The organism is Streptomyces sp. NPDC001832 (genome assembly GCF_040297265.1).
Taxonomy (GTDB): Bacteria; Actinomycetota; Actinomycetes; order Streptomycetales; family Streptomycetaceae; genus Streptomyces.
On sequence record NZ_JBEOYU010000028.1, the window covers coordinates 60392 to 76706 of the forward strand.

18 protein-coding genes and 1 pseudogene are annotated in these 16315 nt (G+C 68.1%); 11 read left to right on the forward strand and 8 right to left on the reverse strand.

All coding sequences use genetic code 11. From position 1 onward, the window contains the following. Nucleotides 1-18 precede the first annotated feature (18 nt). A complete protein-coding gene (locus ABT115_RS21365; protein WP_351792090.1) occupies nucleotides 19-972 on the forward strand; it encodes an alpha/beta fold hydrolase in 954 nt (317 codons plus the stop codon). A 158-nt stretch (nucleotides 973-1130) separates the two neighbouring features. Here the strand turns inward: ABT115_RS21365 and ABT115_RS21370 are convergent, their stop codons facing one another. The 4 genes from ABT115_RS21370 to ABT115_RS21385 all read right to left on the reverse strand — a co-directional run bounded on the left by ABT115_RS21370 (nucleotide 1131) and on the right by ABT115_RS21385 (nucleotide 5075). Next, nucleotides 1131-1913 carry a polysaccharide deacetylase family protein gene (locus ABT115_RS21370; RefSeq protein ID WP_351792092.1) on the reverse strand — a complete coding sequence of 261 codons (783 nt, stop codon included), beginning with the start codon at nucleotides 1911-1913 and terminating at the stop codon, nucleotides 1131-1133. A gap of 389 nt (nucleotides 1914-2302) precedes the next feature. Beyond that, nucleotides 2303-2899 (reverse strand): hypothetical protein, encoded by a 597-nt coding sequence (locus ABT115_RS21375; RefSeq protein WP_351792095.1) that lies wholly within the window; start codon nucleotides 2897-2899, stop codon nucleotides 2303-2305. A 339-nt stretch (nucleotides 2900-3238) separates the two neighbouring features. Beyond that, on the reverse strand, nucleotides 3239-4372 hold the full coding sequence (locus ABT115_RS21380; protein WP_351792098.1) for a site-2 protease family protein: 1134 nt from the start codon (nucleotides 4370-4372) through the stop codon (nucleotides 3239-3241). A gap of 175 nt (nucleotides 4373-4547) precedes the next feature. Further along, the gene (locus ABT115_RS21385) at nucleotides 4548-5075 is read right to left on the reverse strand and encodes a SixA phosphatase family protein (protein WP_351792101.1); all 528 of its coding nucleotides are present in this window, start codon (nucleotides 5073-5075) and stop codon (nucleotides 4548-4550) included. Nucleotides 5076-5288: 213 nt separating this feature from the next. Here ABT115_RS21385 and ABT115_RS21390 point away from each other — a divergent pair, with 213 nt between their 5' ends. Next, a complete protein-coding gene (locus ABT115_RS21390; RefSeq protein WP_351792103.1) occupies nucleotides 5289-5585 on the forward strand; it encodes a hypothetical protein in 297 nt (98 codons plus the stop codon). Between the two features lie 159 nt (nucleotides 5586-5744). Further along, on the forward strand, nucleotides 5745-6176 hold the full coding sequence (locus tag ABT115_RS21395; protein WP_351792106.1) for an SRPBCC family protein: 432 nt from the start codon (nucleotides 5745-5747) through the stop codon (nucleotides 6174-6176). Between the two features lie 80 nt (nucleotides 6177-6256). On the opposite strand, the gene ABT115_RS21400 is transcribed toward ABT115_RS21395, so the two are convergent. The 4 genes from ABT115_RS21400 to ABT115_RS21415 form a co-directional block, all read right to left on the reverse strand. Beyond that, entirely contained in the window at nucleotides 6257-6559 is a 303-nt protein-coding gene (locus tag ABT115_RS21400) for a sulfurtransferase TusA family protein (protein ID WP_351792109.1), read from the reverse strand. Beyond that, nucleotides 6556-7215, reverse strand: coding sequence for a class I SAM-dependent methyltransferase (locus tag ABT115_RS21405; RefSeq protein ID WP_351792112.1), 660 nt, complete (start codon nucleotides 7213-7215; stop codon nucleotides 6556-6558). Before ABT115_RS21405 ends, ABT115_RS21400 begins: the two co-directional genes overlap by 4 nt. An 89-nt stretch (nucleotides 7216-7304) precedes the next feature. Then, on the reverse strand, nucleotides 7305-8015 hold the full coding sequence (locus ABT115_RS21410) for a cation efflux transmembrane domain-containing protein (protein ID WP_351792115.1): 711 nt from the start codon (nucleotides 8013-8015) through the stop codon (nucleotides 7305-7307). Beyond that, nucleotides 8015-8356 carry an ArsR/SmtB family transcription factor gene (locus ABT115_RS21415; protein WP_351792118.1) on the reverse strand — a complete coding sequence of 114 codons (342 nt, stop codon included), beginning with the start codon at nucleotides 8354-8356 and terminating at the stop codon, nucleotides 8015-8017. Before ABT115_RS21415 ends, ABT115_RS21410 begins: the two co-directional genes overlap by 1 nt. A 785-nt stretch (nucleotides 8357-9141) precedes the next feature. On the opposite strand from ABT115_RS21415, the gene ABT115_RS21420 reads away from it, so the two are divergent. From ABT115_RS21420 to ABT115_RS21455, 8 genes and pseudogenes are all read left to right on the forward strand, one after another. Continuing rightward, on the forward strand, nucleotides 9142-10383 hold the full coding sequence (locus tag ABT115_RS21420) for an ATP-binding protein (protein ID WP_351792121.1): 1242 nt from the start codon (nucleotides 9142-9144) through the stop codon (nucleotides 10381-10383). Beyond that, a complete protein-coding gene (locus ABT115_RS21425; RefSeq protein ID WP_093899415.1) occupies nucleotides 10380-10784 on the forward strand; it encodes a roadblock/LC7 domain-containing protein in 405 nt (134 codons plus the stop codon). Before ABT115_RS21420 ends, ABT115_RS21425 begins: the two co-directional genes overlap by 4 nt. Next, nucleotides 10781-11155, forward strand: coding sequence for a DUF742 domain-containing protein (locus ABT115_RS21430; RefSeq protein WP_351792125.1), 375 nt, complete (start codon nucleotides 10781-10783; stop codon nucleotides 11153-11155). Before ABT115_RS21425 ends, ABT115_RS21430 begins: the two co-directional genes overlap by 4 nt. After that, a complete protein-coding gene (locus ABT115_RS21435) occupies nucleotides 11130-11720 on the forward strand; it encodes a GTP-binding protein (RefSeq protein WP_351792128.1) in 591 nt (196 codons plus the stop codon). The genes ABT115_RS21430 and ABT115_RS21435 overlap by 26 nt, the downstream gene beginning before the upstream one ends. A gap of 101 nt (nucleotides 11721-11821) precedes the next feature. Next, complete coding sequence (locus ABT115_RS21440) at nucleotides 11822-13210, forward strand: cytochrome P450 family protein (RefSeq protein WP_351792131.1); 1389 nt, start codon at nucleotides 11822-11824, stop codon at nucleotides 13208-13210. 329 nt (nucleotides 13211-13539) lie between these two features. Next, nucleotides 13540-14670: a cytochrome P450 gene (locus ABT115_RS21445; RefSeq protein WP_351792134.1), complete on the forward strand. Its 1131-nt coding sequence runs from the start codon at nucleotides 13540-13542 to the stop codon at nucleotides 14668-14670. Continuing rightward, a complete protein-coding gene (locus ABT115_RS21450; RefSeq protein ID WP_351792137.1) occupies nucleotides 14667-15485 on the forward strand; it encodes an enoyl-CoA hydratase/isomerase family protein in 819 nt (272 codons plus the stop codon). The genes ABT115_RS21445 and ABT115_RS21450 overlap by 4 nt, the downstream gene beginning before the upstream one ends. A gap of 142 nt (nucleotides 15486-15627) precedes the next feature. Continuing rightward, nucleotides 15628-15753 (forward strand): annotated as a pseudogene (locus tag ABT115_RS21455) (RNA polymerase subunit sigma); the annotation flags it as partial. Nucleotides 15754-16315 lie beyond the last annotated feature (562 nt).

Here is a 16315-nt window from a genome sequence, read left to right on the forward strand (position 1 = left end):
TCTCCAGGAGGTGCCACCGTGCCCGACAACCCGACCCGTGTACGCCGCGACGTCGGCCACTACGTCAACGACACCCTGCGCGACCGGTACTTCGCCGCCTGCGACGCGCTCTACGCGTTGGGCGCGCCCGCCCGCTCCGAGACGGACGTGGAGACGAGCTTCGGCACCACGCACGTCTACCGGTACGGCCCTGCGGACCCCGCCGCCGAGTCCCGCACACCAGTGGTACTGATCCACGGTTCGGGCGGCTGCTCGGCCCAGTGGTACCCCAACACCCCGGCGCTCAGCGCCGAACGCCCCGTCTACGCGCTCGACACCCCCGGTGACCCTGGCCGCAGCGTCCAGCGCGAACCCATGTGGCAGCCCGAACGCGCGGCCCAGTGGATGGACGAGGCCCTCGACGCGCTCGGCCTCGACCGGGTCCACCTCGTCGGCTCCTCCTATGGAGGCTGGCTGGTCATCAACCAAACACACCTCCGCCCCAGCCGGCTCGCCTCCGTCACCGCCCTCGACCCCGGCGGCCTGGAGAAGGTGGGCCTGCGCTTCTTCGTGTGGATCTTCGCCAGCCTGTTCGCGACCTTCGCCCCCAAGGCGCTGCGCCCGCGCCTCGCCTCCTGGCTGGAACAGCCGGTACTCGTCGTTCCAGAACTGCGCGCGATGATCCACGCAAGCGTCCGCGCCTTCCGGATACGCCGCCCCGCCCCGCTGCCTCTGTCGGACGAAGAGCTGGGCTCCATCCGCACGCCCTTCTATCTCATCATGGGCAAGCGCAGCCTGCTCGTGCACCCGAGGCGGCAGCTGGAGCGCGTACCGCGTGTCATCCCCGGCGCCCGCGCCGAAATCGTCGCGGCAACTGGCCACGGACCACAGATCGACCACCCCGACATGGTCAACGCCCGGATGCTGAGCTTCATGGAAGACGTCGACTCCCTCGACCCGGCCGCCGTTGACGGCGCAGTCGACGACGCATAGGACCTGCAGCTGGGAATACGGGCGTCGGCGTGGCGGCTATGACCCACCGGCTTCGCGAGTCGGGCGATGGCATCGGCGATGGCTAGCCGACACAGAACTAGCGTCTGTCTGCCGGTGCCGGGGGTCCGGTTCTGGATGCCAGTACGGGCGAGCCTCAATCACCGCACGGGGAAGCCGAAGGAGTACCCCTGCTGCTTCAGCCAGGGCAGCACCTCGCGCAGAGCGGCCACGGTCTGGGAGCGATCCCCTCCCGCGTCGTGGAAGAGGACGGTCGGCCCGTCGGAGATCTCGCTCTTGACGGTGGCGACCATGGTGTCCACGCCGGGACGCTCGAAGTCTTTGGTGTCGACGTTCCAGCCCAGCGGCCGCATCCCCCGGGACGCGGCAAGCTGCCGACTGTACGGGGTGAAAGCACCGCCCGGGGCCCGGTAATACTGCGGCCGGACGCCTCCGGACGCCTCGGTGATCATGCGTTCGGCATCCAGGATCTGCTGGGACTGGTAGGCCTCGGACCGGGTGTCCATGGTGGTGTCGTGCGAGACAGTGTGGTTGCACAGCCGGTGCCCGCCTGCCACGACCGCCTTGACCAGGTCCGGGTGCGCCTGGGCCTGGGTGCCCACCATGCAGAACGTAGCCTTCACACCGTTGTCCTTCAGCAGTTGCAACACCTGCGGCGTCCAGACCGGGTCCGGTCCGTCGTCGATGGTGATGTTGACGCCCCGGGCGCCGCGGTCCGAGGCGTGCGCGATGTCCGCCGCTACCTTGGCCACGGTCCGGTCCTGGGGCCGGGCGTCCGGCGTTGAGACACGCGCTTGCGGCTGCCGCCCTCCGGCGGTGTCTGCCTGCGCGGTCCACACCGAGGTGACAGCGGCCATCGCTGTCACCCCGAGCGCCGCCGCGAGAAGCCGGCCGTGCCATCCCCTTCCCTTGTGCCTTGCCATGTCCGCCCGCCCCTTTGCTGTCTTTGCCGATGCCGTGCACCCATGAAGACATACCAACGCCCCTACAAGCGGCCTCTGTTACCGATCGCGGACGAATCCGGAGGGGGCCAGCGACAACCGCAGGAGTTCCGCGACAGACAAGGGGCACAACGGGCTCGACGAGATCCGCGACGGCGCCTGCGTCGCCGAGCTCGACGGAGACTGCCTGACCGGCCGCCGAAGGGCATGCGGCTGATCGTTTGCGAGTAACGGCCGTACCTCGGCGCCGACTTGGGGATCACCGACGTCGGCGGCCTGCGGTCGGCCCAAACGCCCCGACAAGCAAAGAGAAGAGCCCGTCAGCAAGCCGACGGGCTCCCGCGAAAGATTACGGCTAACCTGCCATCAGGTCAGATCGTCGGTGTTTCATCGACGATCTCCTTGTGTGGTTCGACAATGAACCTCCAGCCATCGCTGGGCTCCAGGAATCGCACTCGGGTCGGGTAGATGTCCAAGGCGCGGCGGTCACGGTTCTGACTGCTGTTCTTCCGCCCCCGGGCCGGCTCCTCGAACAGGTCGACCTTGACATCCGGCACCGCGACGGCTTCCTCGCTCCAGCGCTGAACAATCCCCGCGCCGAAGGCGTCCCGGGCTGCGGAGTAGAGCGACTCCAGAGATTCCTTGCTCCCGCCGGGCACGAAGAGGGCGAGATTCAGGAGGACGCCAGCACTCTGAAGAACCTCGATCTCTTCCCCCGCCTTGTCGGCAACCCAGATCCCGCGCTCTTCGGCATTGTCCGGGAGAACGTGGATTTCCTCACCGAAGATCGTCTTCGCGGTAAAGGACCCTCCCTCAAAATTCTTACCCGGCTTCGTAAGGAAAGCCGGGGCGTAGCAGTCGAGAGGAAGGCCTTCCATCTCTGCCGAGACGAAGATTCCGTCCTGGAGACCCAACTCCGAAACCTCTTCGGCCGTAAGACGTCGAGCCGTAGCCTTCTCGGTATTCACGCCATTCCCCTTTTTTCGTGGCGTCCTGTGAATTCATTCAAACTCTACCATGAAAACGATCAACCAGTTCCCGTTCAATTCCCTCTGGGAGAACAGCAGAAGAATCCTCCCACGTCACTGGCGAAAGGTGACAAGCGTAGAGAAATGCTGCGGGGTTCAAGAGGTCACCTACTCGCTTCAACGGCGTTTTCGGCAACCAAGTCGGCCGTCAAGTGGAATGCACGCAAACTTAACAGAATGGAAATAAGCGGACAGGGGGCGCCTTGATGCTCGGCTCGCGCAGGACCGCAAGTTCCTCGCGCTGTCACAGGTGTTCCACGAGATGGGTACCGATCTTGCTCAGTTGGGGCCTTGGCCCCCCAGTGTGTGCCGCTGGATCAGTCGTGAAATGTCCTTCGCGGTGATGATCCCCACCAGCTGGTTCCCGTCGACCACGAGAATGCGCATGCCACTACCCGGGCGGAGCTTGTCGAGAGCCTCAGTCAGAAGATCACTCGGGGCGGCAACCGCGCACTGCGCCAGCGGGACCGCCACCTCGCGCACGCGCAGGGCCTCCCGCCGCGCTCCCGGTATCCGGGCAAGGTTGCGTATCTGAACAATCCCGCTGGGACGGCCTTCGAAATCGAGCAGTGGCACGGCGGAATGGCGGGAGTCCACTGCCACCTCGTCGATGAAATGCCGGACGGTCAGCCAGTCGGCGCCGGTGGTCACCGGGCTGGACATGGCATCGGCGACCTTGATGCCACGCAGTGCTGTGTAGGTCACGGCGCGCTGCCGCTCGGCGCCGGCGACGAGCGCGATGAAGAGACCGACGAGGACGAGCCACAGCCCGCCCGGCGCCCCGCGCAGGAAGGAGATCCAGCCGAAGGCCATCAGCAGCCCGCCCACGACCTGACCGCTTCGGGAGGCCGCCCGGTCCGCACGTTCCCGGTCTCCGGTACGCCACCACAACAGCGCCTGTACCACCCTTCCGCCGTCGAGCGGCGCGGCGGGCAGGAGGTTGAATGCGCCCAGGAACAGGTTCGCCCAGCCGAGCCACACCAGAACGGCGGCGGGCACCGCCGCCCAGCCGGACATCGCGTGCAGCCCGATTCCCGCTCCGAGCGCGGCGCTTCCGATGGCCAGGCTGGTGAGCGGCCCGCTGATCGCCACTGCGAAAGCCACCGCGGCCGTCGGCGGTCGCCCCATCCGGGTCACCCCGCCCAGTGCCCACAGCGTCACGTCCTGTACCGCGATCTTCTTCCTGCGGGCAGTCGCAGCGTGTGCCGTCTCGTGGAGCAGGAGGCTGCCCATGAGCAGTACGGCCCCCACGGCACTGGCGAAGGTGTAAACCGCATTCGAGTGCCCTGGAGTCCATGCAGGGAGGGTCTGGCGGCCAAGACCGTACGCGAACAGCACCACCAGCAGCGGCACGCTCCAGTGCATCCGCAGTGGTACCCCGAAAACTTGTCCGACACGGACCGAGCCGTTCATCGTCGTCTCCCGTCGGCTCGGCAAGCCGGTCCACCGAACAGGACCTCGCGACCTGACTCAGTGCACCGGCCAGCACGACACCCACCCACAATTGTCACTCTCGGAATCTCCCGCAGTCGGCCAGGGACCAGGACGTGTTTCCCTCCTCGGTTGCGTGGACTCCAGCGCCGTCCCGTCATGGCTTCGAGCCGCGGGGCACGACCATTTCGGTCAGCCGGGCAGCACCCGGTTCCAGGTCCGACCAGGGGCCTGGCAGGCACAGCACGGCGATCGCGGACGTCGGGAACTTCGTACGCGTCCGCTCCAGGGCGTTGCCGTCCGCCTCACCGGCGAGCATCAGGACCAGGTCCTGCGCGCCGGGGTTGTGCCCGATCAGCATCAGCGTCCGTACGTGCGCCGGGATGTCCCGTACGACTCCGAGCAACTCCCCGGCGCTCGCCTCGTAGAGGCGTGCGTCATGGGTTACCGGCGTGGTGGCTTCGAGCTCGTCCGAGACGAGGTCCCACGTCTGGCGGGTACGGCTGGCGGTGGAGCACACGACGAGGTCGGGAACGCAATCGGCCCGGCGCAGCCAGCGGCCGGCCGCCGGGGCGTCACGACGGCCGCGCGGGGCGAGCGGCCGCTCGTGATCGGCCACGTTGTCGGGCCAGGCGGATTTGGCGTGCCGCAGCACGACCAGGCGTCGGAAGCTGCCCGAGATCATGGTGTTACGCCGTGAATCAGGAGCACGGTTTCACCGCCTTCGCCTTCGGCGATTGGAACAGCCGGCTTCCCTTGATGGTGGGGTACGACGCCGAGGCCCGCTCGTCGGCTACTGCCGCGTCGCCCCTGCAGCAGGGGCGGAAGCGGTGCCACAAACTTACGATGGCTTGAGAAGGCACCATCAAGTCGAACCGGCGTTCCAGAGGAGACCACGATGGTGGAGCACTTTGTCTGGGTGACGACACGCCGTATCAAGCCGGGCGCGTTGGAGGAGTTCGAGAGGGCCTGGCGCCCGGACCAGTACCCGCGGGCGCTGCGCCGCGCCTACGCGTACTGGTCCGAGGACGGGCAAGAGATCACCGGGGTGTCGTTCTGGGACACCAAGGAAGCGTGCGACTCCTGGCGGGCCTCCGCGGCCGAGACGCAGCGGCGTGAGGCCATGGCGCCTTACGTTGTCGCGGAGCAGGAAGGCTTCTACCGCGGCCGCGAACTCGGAGTCGGGTCCGCCTGAAGCCTCGCGGTCCCCGCTCGTGCCCCGGAGCGCCAAGGCCGGATGGACAAGCACCGGCCCGCCGACCCAGGGACGCTGACGTCGGCCTCCCTCGGCCCTCCGGAGGGCGACAATGGAGATGTGGCCCCGTGAACCGTGAACCGAGTTGCGAGGTGGCCGATGAGCACTCTCGAAGAACAGATCGACGTCGATATTCCGATCGCTGTGGTCTGGGAACGCCTCCACCGTGTGGAGAGCTATCCGCGGTTCGTCGAAGGCGTACGCGAGGCTCGTTCGGAGGACGGGCACCGGACGCACCTGGACGTCGACGTCGGCGGCCGGGTTCAGGAGTTCGAAGCCGAGATCACCGACCGTGGCAAGGAACAGCTGATGGAGTGGCAGACCACGAGCGGTCCCGACCTGGCGGGAACCTTCTCACTGCTGCCCATCGACCGGGAGCACACCCGAGTCCAGGCCCGGATCGAGTACGACCCGGGCACCGTCAAGGAGGCGTTCGGCGGGCCGAAGGGATTCGCCCAGGCGACCGCGATCGAACGGCTTGTACGGGGCGACCTCGAGCACTTCAAGGAGTTGGTGGAACAGGAACGGTGAGGCGCCCCCACCGACTACGACGGCAGTGCGGTCCACGGCCGTCGTGACATCCCGGCAGGGCGGGCATCCCGCGATGCCGGTCAGCGAGCCGGGTCGGCCCGGTGCCAGGGGGCGTCGGGCCGGGTGGGTTGTGCGTCGGCGGCGAGCCTGAGCGCGTACACGGCCCGGTCGGCGCCGGGCACGGGGCCGAGGTAGTCGTGCCCGACCATGTGGCACCAGGCCGGCAGGTCGAGTGGGGCGGCCGGGTCGGTGGCGATGACGTACACGACTGTGCCCGGCTCGGCGTCGGCGATGCGGGCCCGCAGGCGGAGCAGGAGAGTGACGCACAGCAGGCCGGTGCCGTCGACGGTGATGTCGGCGGCCGGTACCGGGGAGGCGCTCACCGGGGCAGGGCCTGGGTGACGCGCCACAGCCGGCGGGGCAGGTCGCCCTCCTCGAAGGGGTGGACCTCCTGCAGCTGCCAGCCGTCGGCGAGGCCGTCGACCAGGTCGTGGGAGAAGAAGTGCACCGCGAAACCGCCGTGCTCCCAGATATCGTCACCGTGCCCGGTGCCGGCCCCGTAGTGGACGTCGCCGGTGTGACGGACGGTGTAGACGAAGACTCCGCCCGGCCGCAGGACCCGGCGCACCTCGGTGACCAGGGCGTGGATCTCCTCGGTGGACAGGGCCATGCACAGCAGCATGTGGGCGAACACCGCGTCCACCGAGCCGTCGGCCAGCGGGAGCGGCTCGCGCACGTCGTGCACCGCGGTGGTGACCCGCCCGGACACGCCCTGGGCGTTGGCGGTTTCGCGCAGCCGCTTCAGGCCGACCGGGCTGAAGTCGGTGGCCTGGACGGTGAAACCCTCGCGGGCGAAGTACAACGCGTCGCGGCCGTGCCCGGCCCCGAGCTCCAGCACCTGGCGGGCGCGGGCCGAGCGGAAGACCCGGGCTGCGTGGACGGCCGGCTCGGACGGCTCTTCGCCATACATGGCGGGGTGCTCGCCGTACGTCTGCTCCCAGTGCTCCCGCTGAGTTGCAGCAAGCTCGCGCTCCGTCATGCTGACGCCTTTCTCCATCACCCGGTTGCCGCCCGAGTTCCGTGTCGGCCAGCCTAAGGGCTGTCCCGTCCGGCCGGGGGCGCGCCGGGTCAGCTGCAGCAGTCGCAACCCGGACGACAACCGCACGCGTCCGCCTCGGCGCCGGCGGGCATGGACACGGCCGCCGGGGGTGCACAGCAGCCCTTGCCCTGCCAGGTGTCGCGTCCTTCCTTGAGGGCGATGCCGGCGATGACGAGGGCGGCGATCGGGTCTGCCCAGGACCAGCCGAGCGTGGCGTTGAGGAGCAGGCCCACCAGCAGGACGGCGGACAGGTAGGTACACAGCAGGGTCTGCTTGGAGTCGGCCACCGCCGAGGCGGAGCCGAGTTCGCGTCCGGCCCGGCGCTGGGCGGCGGACAGGAACGGCATGATCGCCAGGGACAGGGCGGCGATGACGATGCCGGGCACCGAACGCTCCGTCTCCCCGGCACCGGCCAGAGCGCGGATGGCGTCGACGCCGACGTACGCGGCGAGGGCGAAGAAGGAGACGGCGATGATCCGCAGCGTGGTCTTCTCGCGGGCCTCGCGCACGGCGTGCTCGCGGGCGGAGAACTGCCAGGCCACCGCCGCGGCGGAGGAGACCTCGATGACCGAGTCCAGGCCGAAGCCGACCAGTGCGGTGGAGGAGGCGATCGTCCCGGCGGTGATCGCGACGACGGCCTCGATGACGTTGTAGGTGATGGTCGCGGCGACCAGCAGCCGTATCCGGCGGGCGAGCACGTCCCTGCGAGCCGGGCTGGGACCGAGGGATGTCGCGGCCATCAGCAGCAGCCCTCCTTCTCCGCGTCCGGGCAGGTACGGTCGCTGTCCACCGCGAGCACGGCGGTGCGCAGATCGTCCAGCGCATGGCCCAGACGTTCGTCGGCGAGCTCGTAACGGGTACGGCGCCCGACGGGAACCGCGACGACCAGTCCGCAGTCACGCAGGCACGCCAGGTGGTTCGAAAGGCGGGTGCGGGAGATCCCCAGCGCCTCGGCCAGGTCGGACGGGTGGGCCGGCGCCTCGCGCAGCGCAAGCAGGAGACGGCAACGGATCGGGTCGGCGAGCGCGCGGCCGAAACGGGCCAGCACCTCGATCTCGATGTCAGGAGCGACAGTCAGCACACCAAGAAAGTACACGAAGACCTGAATTCAGGAAAACGTGAATTCACAATGGGCGCGACCAACCGGACCCAGCTCGTGGTCCTGGCCATCCAGTGGGGCTACCTGTCCTGAGAGTGCGTGCGGGGCTTCGAAATTCGCAGGACTTTGGGAGCCTTGCGGCTATTTGAGCCCCTTCACTTTGCGGCCACGCGCCTTGGTGAGGGGCTCGCTCCCGTACATACGCGACGGCCATGGGCCAGGGTTGTCCCACCGGACGAACTGGAGCGGGCCCGCCGAAAAGGCGGGCCCCATGTTTGTGGCCCCGGTGCGGGGCCGAGCGGGTGAGCGCAGCGGCCTGCGCGGGCGGGGCACGCGCGGCGCAATGCCGGCGGTACGGCGGAGGTGCACCGAGGATCCTTCGCGACGGCGCGTACGCCTCGAAATGGAACTGGACGTACACACATCCACCCGGTCCTGCCCGGGCGTCACATTTGTCCGTCGGGGATCCGTGCCCTCACTGGACGGCGAGGACGGCAACTCCGCCCCTGGATGTGAACATTCCGCGTCAAGAGTGCAACTGGCGTGGTGCTCTTGACATTTAACCGACAGGCCGATGCTAAGATCATCTTACTTCCAGTGGGCTGATGGCATATGGGGGCATTCCGGAAGGGATGAATTCCTCGGCCCCACTCGCGGAGGGGCCCTCCCCACGTGGCACAAGCCGTGACTCACCGAGTCCGGCCGGTACCGCACATGAGGGAGCGTCAAGCCGTATTTCCATAGCCATGGCACTTGAAGTGAGTCTCATGACATTTGTGCAGGGCCCTCTCTTCTGGGCGCTGGTTGTCGTAGCCCTGGTCGCTGTCGGTGCCGTCCTGCGGGCTCGCAAGACCAACATCCGTCTGCGCAGACAGAACGCCGACCTCCGTGGCGAGCGCGACGCGCTGCAACGCCAGCGGGACGAGCTGCACGTCACCCACAACGGTCTGTTGCACCGTCAGGCCACCGAGCTGGCCGAGGTCCGCAAGGACGCCGAGGAGGAGACCAAGGCCGTCCTCAAGGCGGCCGTGCGCACCCTTCAGGGGCTTGCGGACGAGCAGCAGGTGGTGGTCGAGAACGCCCAGAAGAAGTACGGCGACGACCCCAACATGCTCGCCGACCTGATGGCCATCGACCACGCCAACAGTCAGTTCGGGCGCCGCGCGCAGGGCATCGCGGTGCTGTGCGGTGGCTGGCTCGGGCGCAGGGAGACGGTCGCCTCCGTCTTCGACGTGGCCCGCAGCGCCCAGGGCCGTATCCGGCAGTTCGACCGGGTCCGGGTCCACGGGCAGGTCAACTTCTCCGTCGTCAGCAAGGCCGTGGAGCCTGTGGCGGTGGTCCTCGCCGAGCTGCTGGCCAACGCCACCAACTACTCCGCGCCCGGCTCTCCGGTGGAGATCAACATCCAGGCCGTCCCGAAGGGCGTCTGCCTCATCATCGACGACGCAGGACTCGGCATGGGCCAGGAGGAGAAGGACCGCGCGGCGGCTCTCCTTGCGCCTCAGGCCGCGATCAGCGTCTCGAGTCTGGGCATTCCCCCGCAGTTCGGATTCGCCGTCTCCGGCGTGCTGGCCGCCCGCTACGGGTTCAAGGTCTCGGTGGACTCCGTATCCCCTTATGGAGGCGTACGCGCGGTGGTTCTCCTGCCCGACGAGCTTCTCACCGACGACGCACCGGCACACCCGGTGCCCCTTGCCGCCCCCACGGACGCCGGTGGCCACCATGCGGACGTATCGGCGCTCCCCCGTCGCCAGGCACCCACGCCGGCTCCGACTCCCCTGTTCCCTCCGGCCGCACAGTCGGCCCCCGCCCCGCAGCCGTCGGGGACCTTCACCACCCCCGGTGGCCTGCCCAAGCGTCGTCGCAAGAGCCCAGTGTCAGTGGTGCCGTCGGCCGAGCCCGGGCCGGTGCGCAACAACGAGGAGACCGCTTCCCGCCTGGGCGCGTTCCAGCGCGGAACACGGTCCGGGCGTGACACGACGACGATGGAAGGACCCGAGTTCCAGTGAACCCCGACCTGTCCTGGGTGCTCAACGATGTGCTCCAGGTACCCGGCGCACGGCACGCGATCCTCGTCTCCGCCGACGGTCTGCTGCTGGCCAATTCCAGTGAGATCGGCCGGGACGACGCGGAGACCGTGGCCGCGGCGATGAGTTCCATGCAGTCGCTGAGCCGGGCCGTCGCGCCCTTCATCGGCGCCCAGACCCCCGGCCGCTGGCACCAGACCCTCCTTGAGTACGAGCACGGCTGGATCTTCCTGATCGCTGCCGGTACCGGCGCCTATCTGGCGGCGGCCGCCGCGGCCGACGTGGACATGGAGGCCATGTCCTTCCGTATGCAGCAACAGGTCGCCGCGCTGGGGAAGGCGATGACCACGCCTCCCCGCCAGAACGCCGGAAGCGACGCATGACGGCGCCGGGTGAGGAACAGGCGGTCAGCAGCGGGTTCGTGCGGTCCTACGTCATCACCGGCGGGCGCGGCCTGCCGGATGCGGAGGGCCTCTCCCTCGTCACTCTGGTCACCATCGCACCCAACCGGCAGCAGCCCCCGAACCCGAGCCCCGAGGTCCGGGCGATCTGGGAGCTGTGCTCCGGCGGCTATCTGTCGGTGGCCGAGGTCGCGGGCCGTCTGGAACTGCCCGTCGGAGTGGCGCGACTGCTGCTGAACGACTTAGCGGATCAGGGGCATCTGATGCGCCGCAAGGCGCCACCGCCGGCTCAGCTAGTTGACAGGAAGATCCTCGAAGAGGTGTTGCATGGACTCCAAGTCCGGTTCGGCTGAGAACATCTATGTGCCGGACGCGGTACAGCGTGCGGCGAAGATCCTCGTCGTCGGACACTTCGCCGTGGGCAAGACGACGCTCATCGGCACCCTCTCCGAGATCACTCCGCTGCGCACCGAGGAGAGGATGACGCAGGCCAGTGCCCACATCGACGATCTGCGTGGCGCGCCCGACAAGGTGACGACAACGGTCGCACTGGACTTCGGCCGTCTGACGCTCAGCGACGAACTGGTGCTGTACCTGTTCGGTACGCCGGGCCAGCAGCGGTTCGTCGAGCTGTGGGAGGACATGGCGCGGGGCTCGCTCGGCGCGCTGCTCCTCGTCGACCCGGCCCGTCTCGCCGACACCTTCCCGGTGATCGACCTCGTCGAGAGGTACGGACTGGAGTACGCGGTCGCGGTCAACAGCTTCGACCCGTACTCCCGGCACGCCGAGGAGGAGTTGCGTGAGGCTCTCGATCTGCTGCCGGACACCCCGGTCGTGTACTGCGACGCCAGGGACGAGAATTCGTCCGCGCAGGCCTTGATCACTCTGGTCCAGCACCTTCTCGCACGGGTGGCCTGACCCCTGCTCCGTCCGCCGTTGGCCGGTACGGAAGCCCGATCCCCGTTTTCCGTCCGCCGTCCGGGCCCTGCGAGGCCCGCGATCACATCGAGGAATCACACATGGACTCTCAGCCGGGAGCCACCCCGTACAGCGCCCCCAGCGGGTGCCCGATGCACGGTGAGCGGCAGACGTCGCTCTACGGGCCGGAGTTCGCGTCCGATCCGCATCGTGCGTACGACGAGTTCCGGGCGCACGGGCTCGCCGCTCCGATCGAGCTGGCTCCCGGCGTGGAGGCCACCCTGATCGTGCAGCACGAGGCCGCGCTCCGGGTCCTGCAGAACCCCTCCTTCTTCGCCCGTGACTCGCGGCGGTGGACGGCCCTGCGGGAGGGCCGCGTACCGCTCGACAGTCCGGTGCTGCCGATGATGGCGTACCGGCCCAACTGCCTGTTCACGGACGGCACGGAGCATCTGCGCCTGCGCAAGGCGGTCACCGAGAGCCTCGCCCGCCTCAACACCACGCGGCTGAGCCGGGACGTCGAGCGCATCGCCGACTACCTCATCGACCAGTTCATCGAACGCGGCACCGCCGACTTGCTCGGCGACTACGCCAAGCTTCTGCCGCTGCTGCTGTTCAACCAGCTCTTCGGCTGCCCCGGTGACATCGGCGACCGGCTGACCCGCAGCATGTCCGCGATCTTCGACGGCGAAGACGTACTGCGGGCCAACGCCGAGCTGACGGAGTGCCTGATGGAGCTCGTCGCCCTCAAGCGGCGGCAGCCCGGCGAGGACATCACCTCCTGGCTCATCCAGCACCCGGCAGGCCTGCGGGACGAGGAGCTCAAAGACCAGCTCGTCATGCTGATGGGCGCGGGCATCGAGCCGGAACGCAATCTCATCGCCAACGCACTGCTCCTCCTGCTGTCCGACAACACCGGCGGTCCGCAGCGGCGAGGTACGGGGATGCTGGTCGAGGACGCCCTCGACAACGTGCTGTGGAACAACCCGCCGATCGCCAACTACGCGGCGCACTACCCGGTCCAGGATGTCGACCTCGGCGGCGTGACGCTGAAGGCGGACACCCCCGTACTGATCAGTTTCGCCGCCGCGAACAGCGATCCCGCGCTCACCGGCGCCCGCCAGACCCTGAGCAAGGGCGCCCATCTGGCCTGGGGTGCGGGCCCGCACGTCTGCCCGGCGAAGTCCCCCGCCCAACTCATCGCCCTCACCGCGATCGAGAAGATCCTCAACATCGTGCCGGATCTCGCCCTCGCCGTGCCGGCCTCGGCGGTCGAATGGCGGCCGGGTCCGTTCCACCGGGCGCTGGTGTCCCTGCCGGTCCGCTTCAGCCCGAGTGCCGCGCGCCATGCAGCAACGGCCGCACAATCGCCCGTTTCGTCCCGGATCGCCGCCTCCGAGGAGATTCCCGCCGCACGCTACGAGCACGTGGAGCCGCAGAGGAAGACGAAGGGCTGGTGGAGTTCCTTCCTTGACGTCTTCCGCGTTTGATGATCCGGCGGTAAATGAATTCTGACGCCAGTGGGCATAACGGGCAGTCAGGCAGACTCTGTGTATGGACCATTGGGCATATGGCAAGGGGCTGACAAGCCATTTTCCTGTGACAGGACCAACAGAGATCGACGCATGGCTGATATATGCGGAGGGGTAAGTTCTGGCCGTAACCATGAGCCCAGGACAAGGAACTCTGCGTGAGTGCAATATGTGGCACAGACAGGCCCACCACCGTCGACCGCCGTGCCCTCATTTCTCTCCTACGGCGTCTCAAATCGCCGGAGGGGCAGGCTGATCCTTACGCACTCCTGGGCGAAATGAGGTCCATGGGTGATGTCATACGCGCTCCCTGGAATGCGTACTTCGTCACCGGCTTCGACGCGTGCAGCAAGGTGCTGCGCGGCCGCAACTGGCTGGCACCGGACTTCGCCTGGCAGGAACGCCAGGAGGACGCCAGACAGTGGGACGCCATCGCCACCCAGGAGATGACCAAGACGCTCGCGCGCCTCAACGCGCCCGAGCACACCTGCCAGCGTCGCAGCCTCGGCAACCTCTTCGACCGCTCCACCATCCAGCGGCTGACCCCGCAGGTCGAGGAGCACGTCACCCGCCTTCTCGACGACCTCGCCGAGAAGCTTCGCTGGGGCGAGGCCGACTTCGTCAGTACGGTCAGCGAGCAGCTCCCGATCAGCACCATCGGCACCTGGCTGGGCGTCCCGCCCGAGGACTACGCCCACATCCTTGAGATCACCCACAACCAGGTGCACGCCCAGGAGTTGCTGCCCACCAAGAGCGAACTCGCCGTATCCGAAGAAGCAACCCTGCGTCTACGCGCGTACTTCACCGAGATGGTGAAGCAGCGCCGCGCGAACCCCAGCAACGATGTCGTGACCGGCTGGATACACACCTGGGACGCGATGGCGCCCGACCGCGAGGCGGCGGACGAGATCCTCTACCGCCTGACCATGTTCGTCACCATCGCCTCGCTGGAGACCACCGCAACTCTGCTGTCGTCCATGGTGAGCTTGCTGCTGTCGGAGCCCGGTCGGTGGGAGTGGCTCCAGGAGCACCCCGGATACATCGACGCGGCCGTCGACGAAGTTCTCCGGTACGACCCGCCGATCCAGATCAACACGCGGGTCGCCGCCGACGACACGGTCCTGGCGGGTGTGCCCATCGCGAAGGACGCCATGGTCCACGTCGTGTTCGGCGCCGCCAACCACGACCCCCGGCGCAACGAGAACCCGGACGCCTTCGACATCATGCGCACCGGCACCCACCTCACCTTCGGGGGCGGTGTGCACTACTGCCTGGGCGCGGCTCTCGCCCGTCTAGAGGCACGTACGCTCCTGACCCAGCTCCTGAAACGTTTCCCCACCCTGCGCGCCGTGACGGCGCCCAGCTACGCGTCTCGTCTGGTCTTCAGGCGTGTGACCTCAATGAATGTAGCGATATGAAGTCTTCCCTCACCGAGTACCTGTCGCCGTACCGGGCGGCACCGAGCCCCATACGCACCGCGCGGGAGGACGGCATCCTGCGCGTGGAGCTGAACAGCCCCGACACCGGCAACGCGGTCACCGAGGCGATGCTGGACGATCTGCTGGCGATCCTGACCCTGCCGGACCCCGATGTCCGGGTGGTGGTGCTCAGCGGGGCCGGCGAGCACTTCTCGCTGGGCGGGGACCGCAACGAGTTCGTCGACTGGCTCGACGAGGACGCCACCGGGCGGGGCATCCGCATCGCGGCCGAGAAGGGCCGCCGCGTCTGCGAGGCGATCACCACCAGCCAGGCCGTCACCATCGCCAGGGTCCAGGGCAAGGCGATCGGCGCGGGCATGGCACTGGCCCTCGCCTGTGATCTGCGCGTCGGCGCCGACACCGCCGGATTCCGGCTGCCGGAACTGGCACTCGGCCTGCCCACCGCCTGGGGCGGAATGCTGCCCCGCCTGCTCCATGAGGTCGGCGCCGCTCGGGTGCGAGAACTGATTCTGACCGGGCGTCCCTTCAAGGCGGCGGAGGCGTACGAGCTGTCGGTCCTCCAGCGCGTCGTGCCCGAAGACGAGCTCGACGCGGCGGTCGACGCGTGGGCCAAGCCCATCGTGCGCCGCCCCGAGGCGGCCCTGCGCGTCACGAAGGCGCTGCTCAACTCGTACGCCGCCGCGACGCGGCTGGCCGACCCGTCCGTCCTGGACGCGGAACTCATGGCCACCGTCGCGGCCGCGACCCTCCGGACCCACGACGCCGGGAGAACCGGGGCGGGAGCTTCACTGTGACCGCGTAGGTTCACGTTCACCGGGTGCGCCCGGTCGCCATTGCCTCCCCGATCGCCGGACGGGCTGTTCCTCAGCCCGTCCGGCGATCGCATGTGACGCGCGTCACGGGAATCCGCGGTGAGGTGCCAGACAGCTGAGGGGGGTGAGCACACACATGCGTACCCGGGTACGAGCCGGGGAATCGAGCGCGTTCGCGGAGCTGTACGACAGCTACGCCCGCACGGTTTACAACCATGCGTTCCGGCTGACCGCCGACTGGGCACCCGCACCGTTCAGGTCCAGGATGATGTGCTCCACAAGCGCGGCGCGTTGCTGGCCACCAGCGCCATCATGGAGCGGGCCATCGTCGACGACATCAAGCAGACCCCGACCGGGAACGGCTGAGGTCTCCTGTTTTCCCCCGCGGGCCTCCGGTGGCAGTTCCACGACACCGGAGGCCCGCGTGATGCACGTGCCCGGACTCCGGTCCGATGGCCGGTCAGGATACCGCCCTGAGCTGCCCTCCCCCGCTGTTGTCCACCAAGCCGGTTGAGGGAATCGGTAACGAAATTCTCGACACTCCTGCGAGCCTGCAACGTACCAAGCGAACGAGTGTCTTCACTTGTAGTGAAATGTCTGACACCCCCGGCGGGTCCGGGCTGCGTGCAGGTCGTCCACATGTCAGACGCTTCCCGCAGCACTCTCTTGAAGCCGCTCCCACGCGAACAACGAGTATCGATCCAGCGAGGTCAATCACTTGACTTCCTCCCCCTCGTGAGCGAGGGGGATTCCTACGGCTCGCGCCGTGGGGTTTTCTGCTTCGTCGCCGACTGCCCGCCCGGAGAACTCCG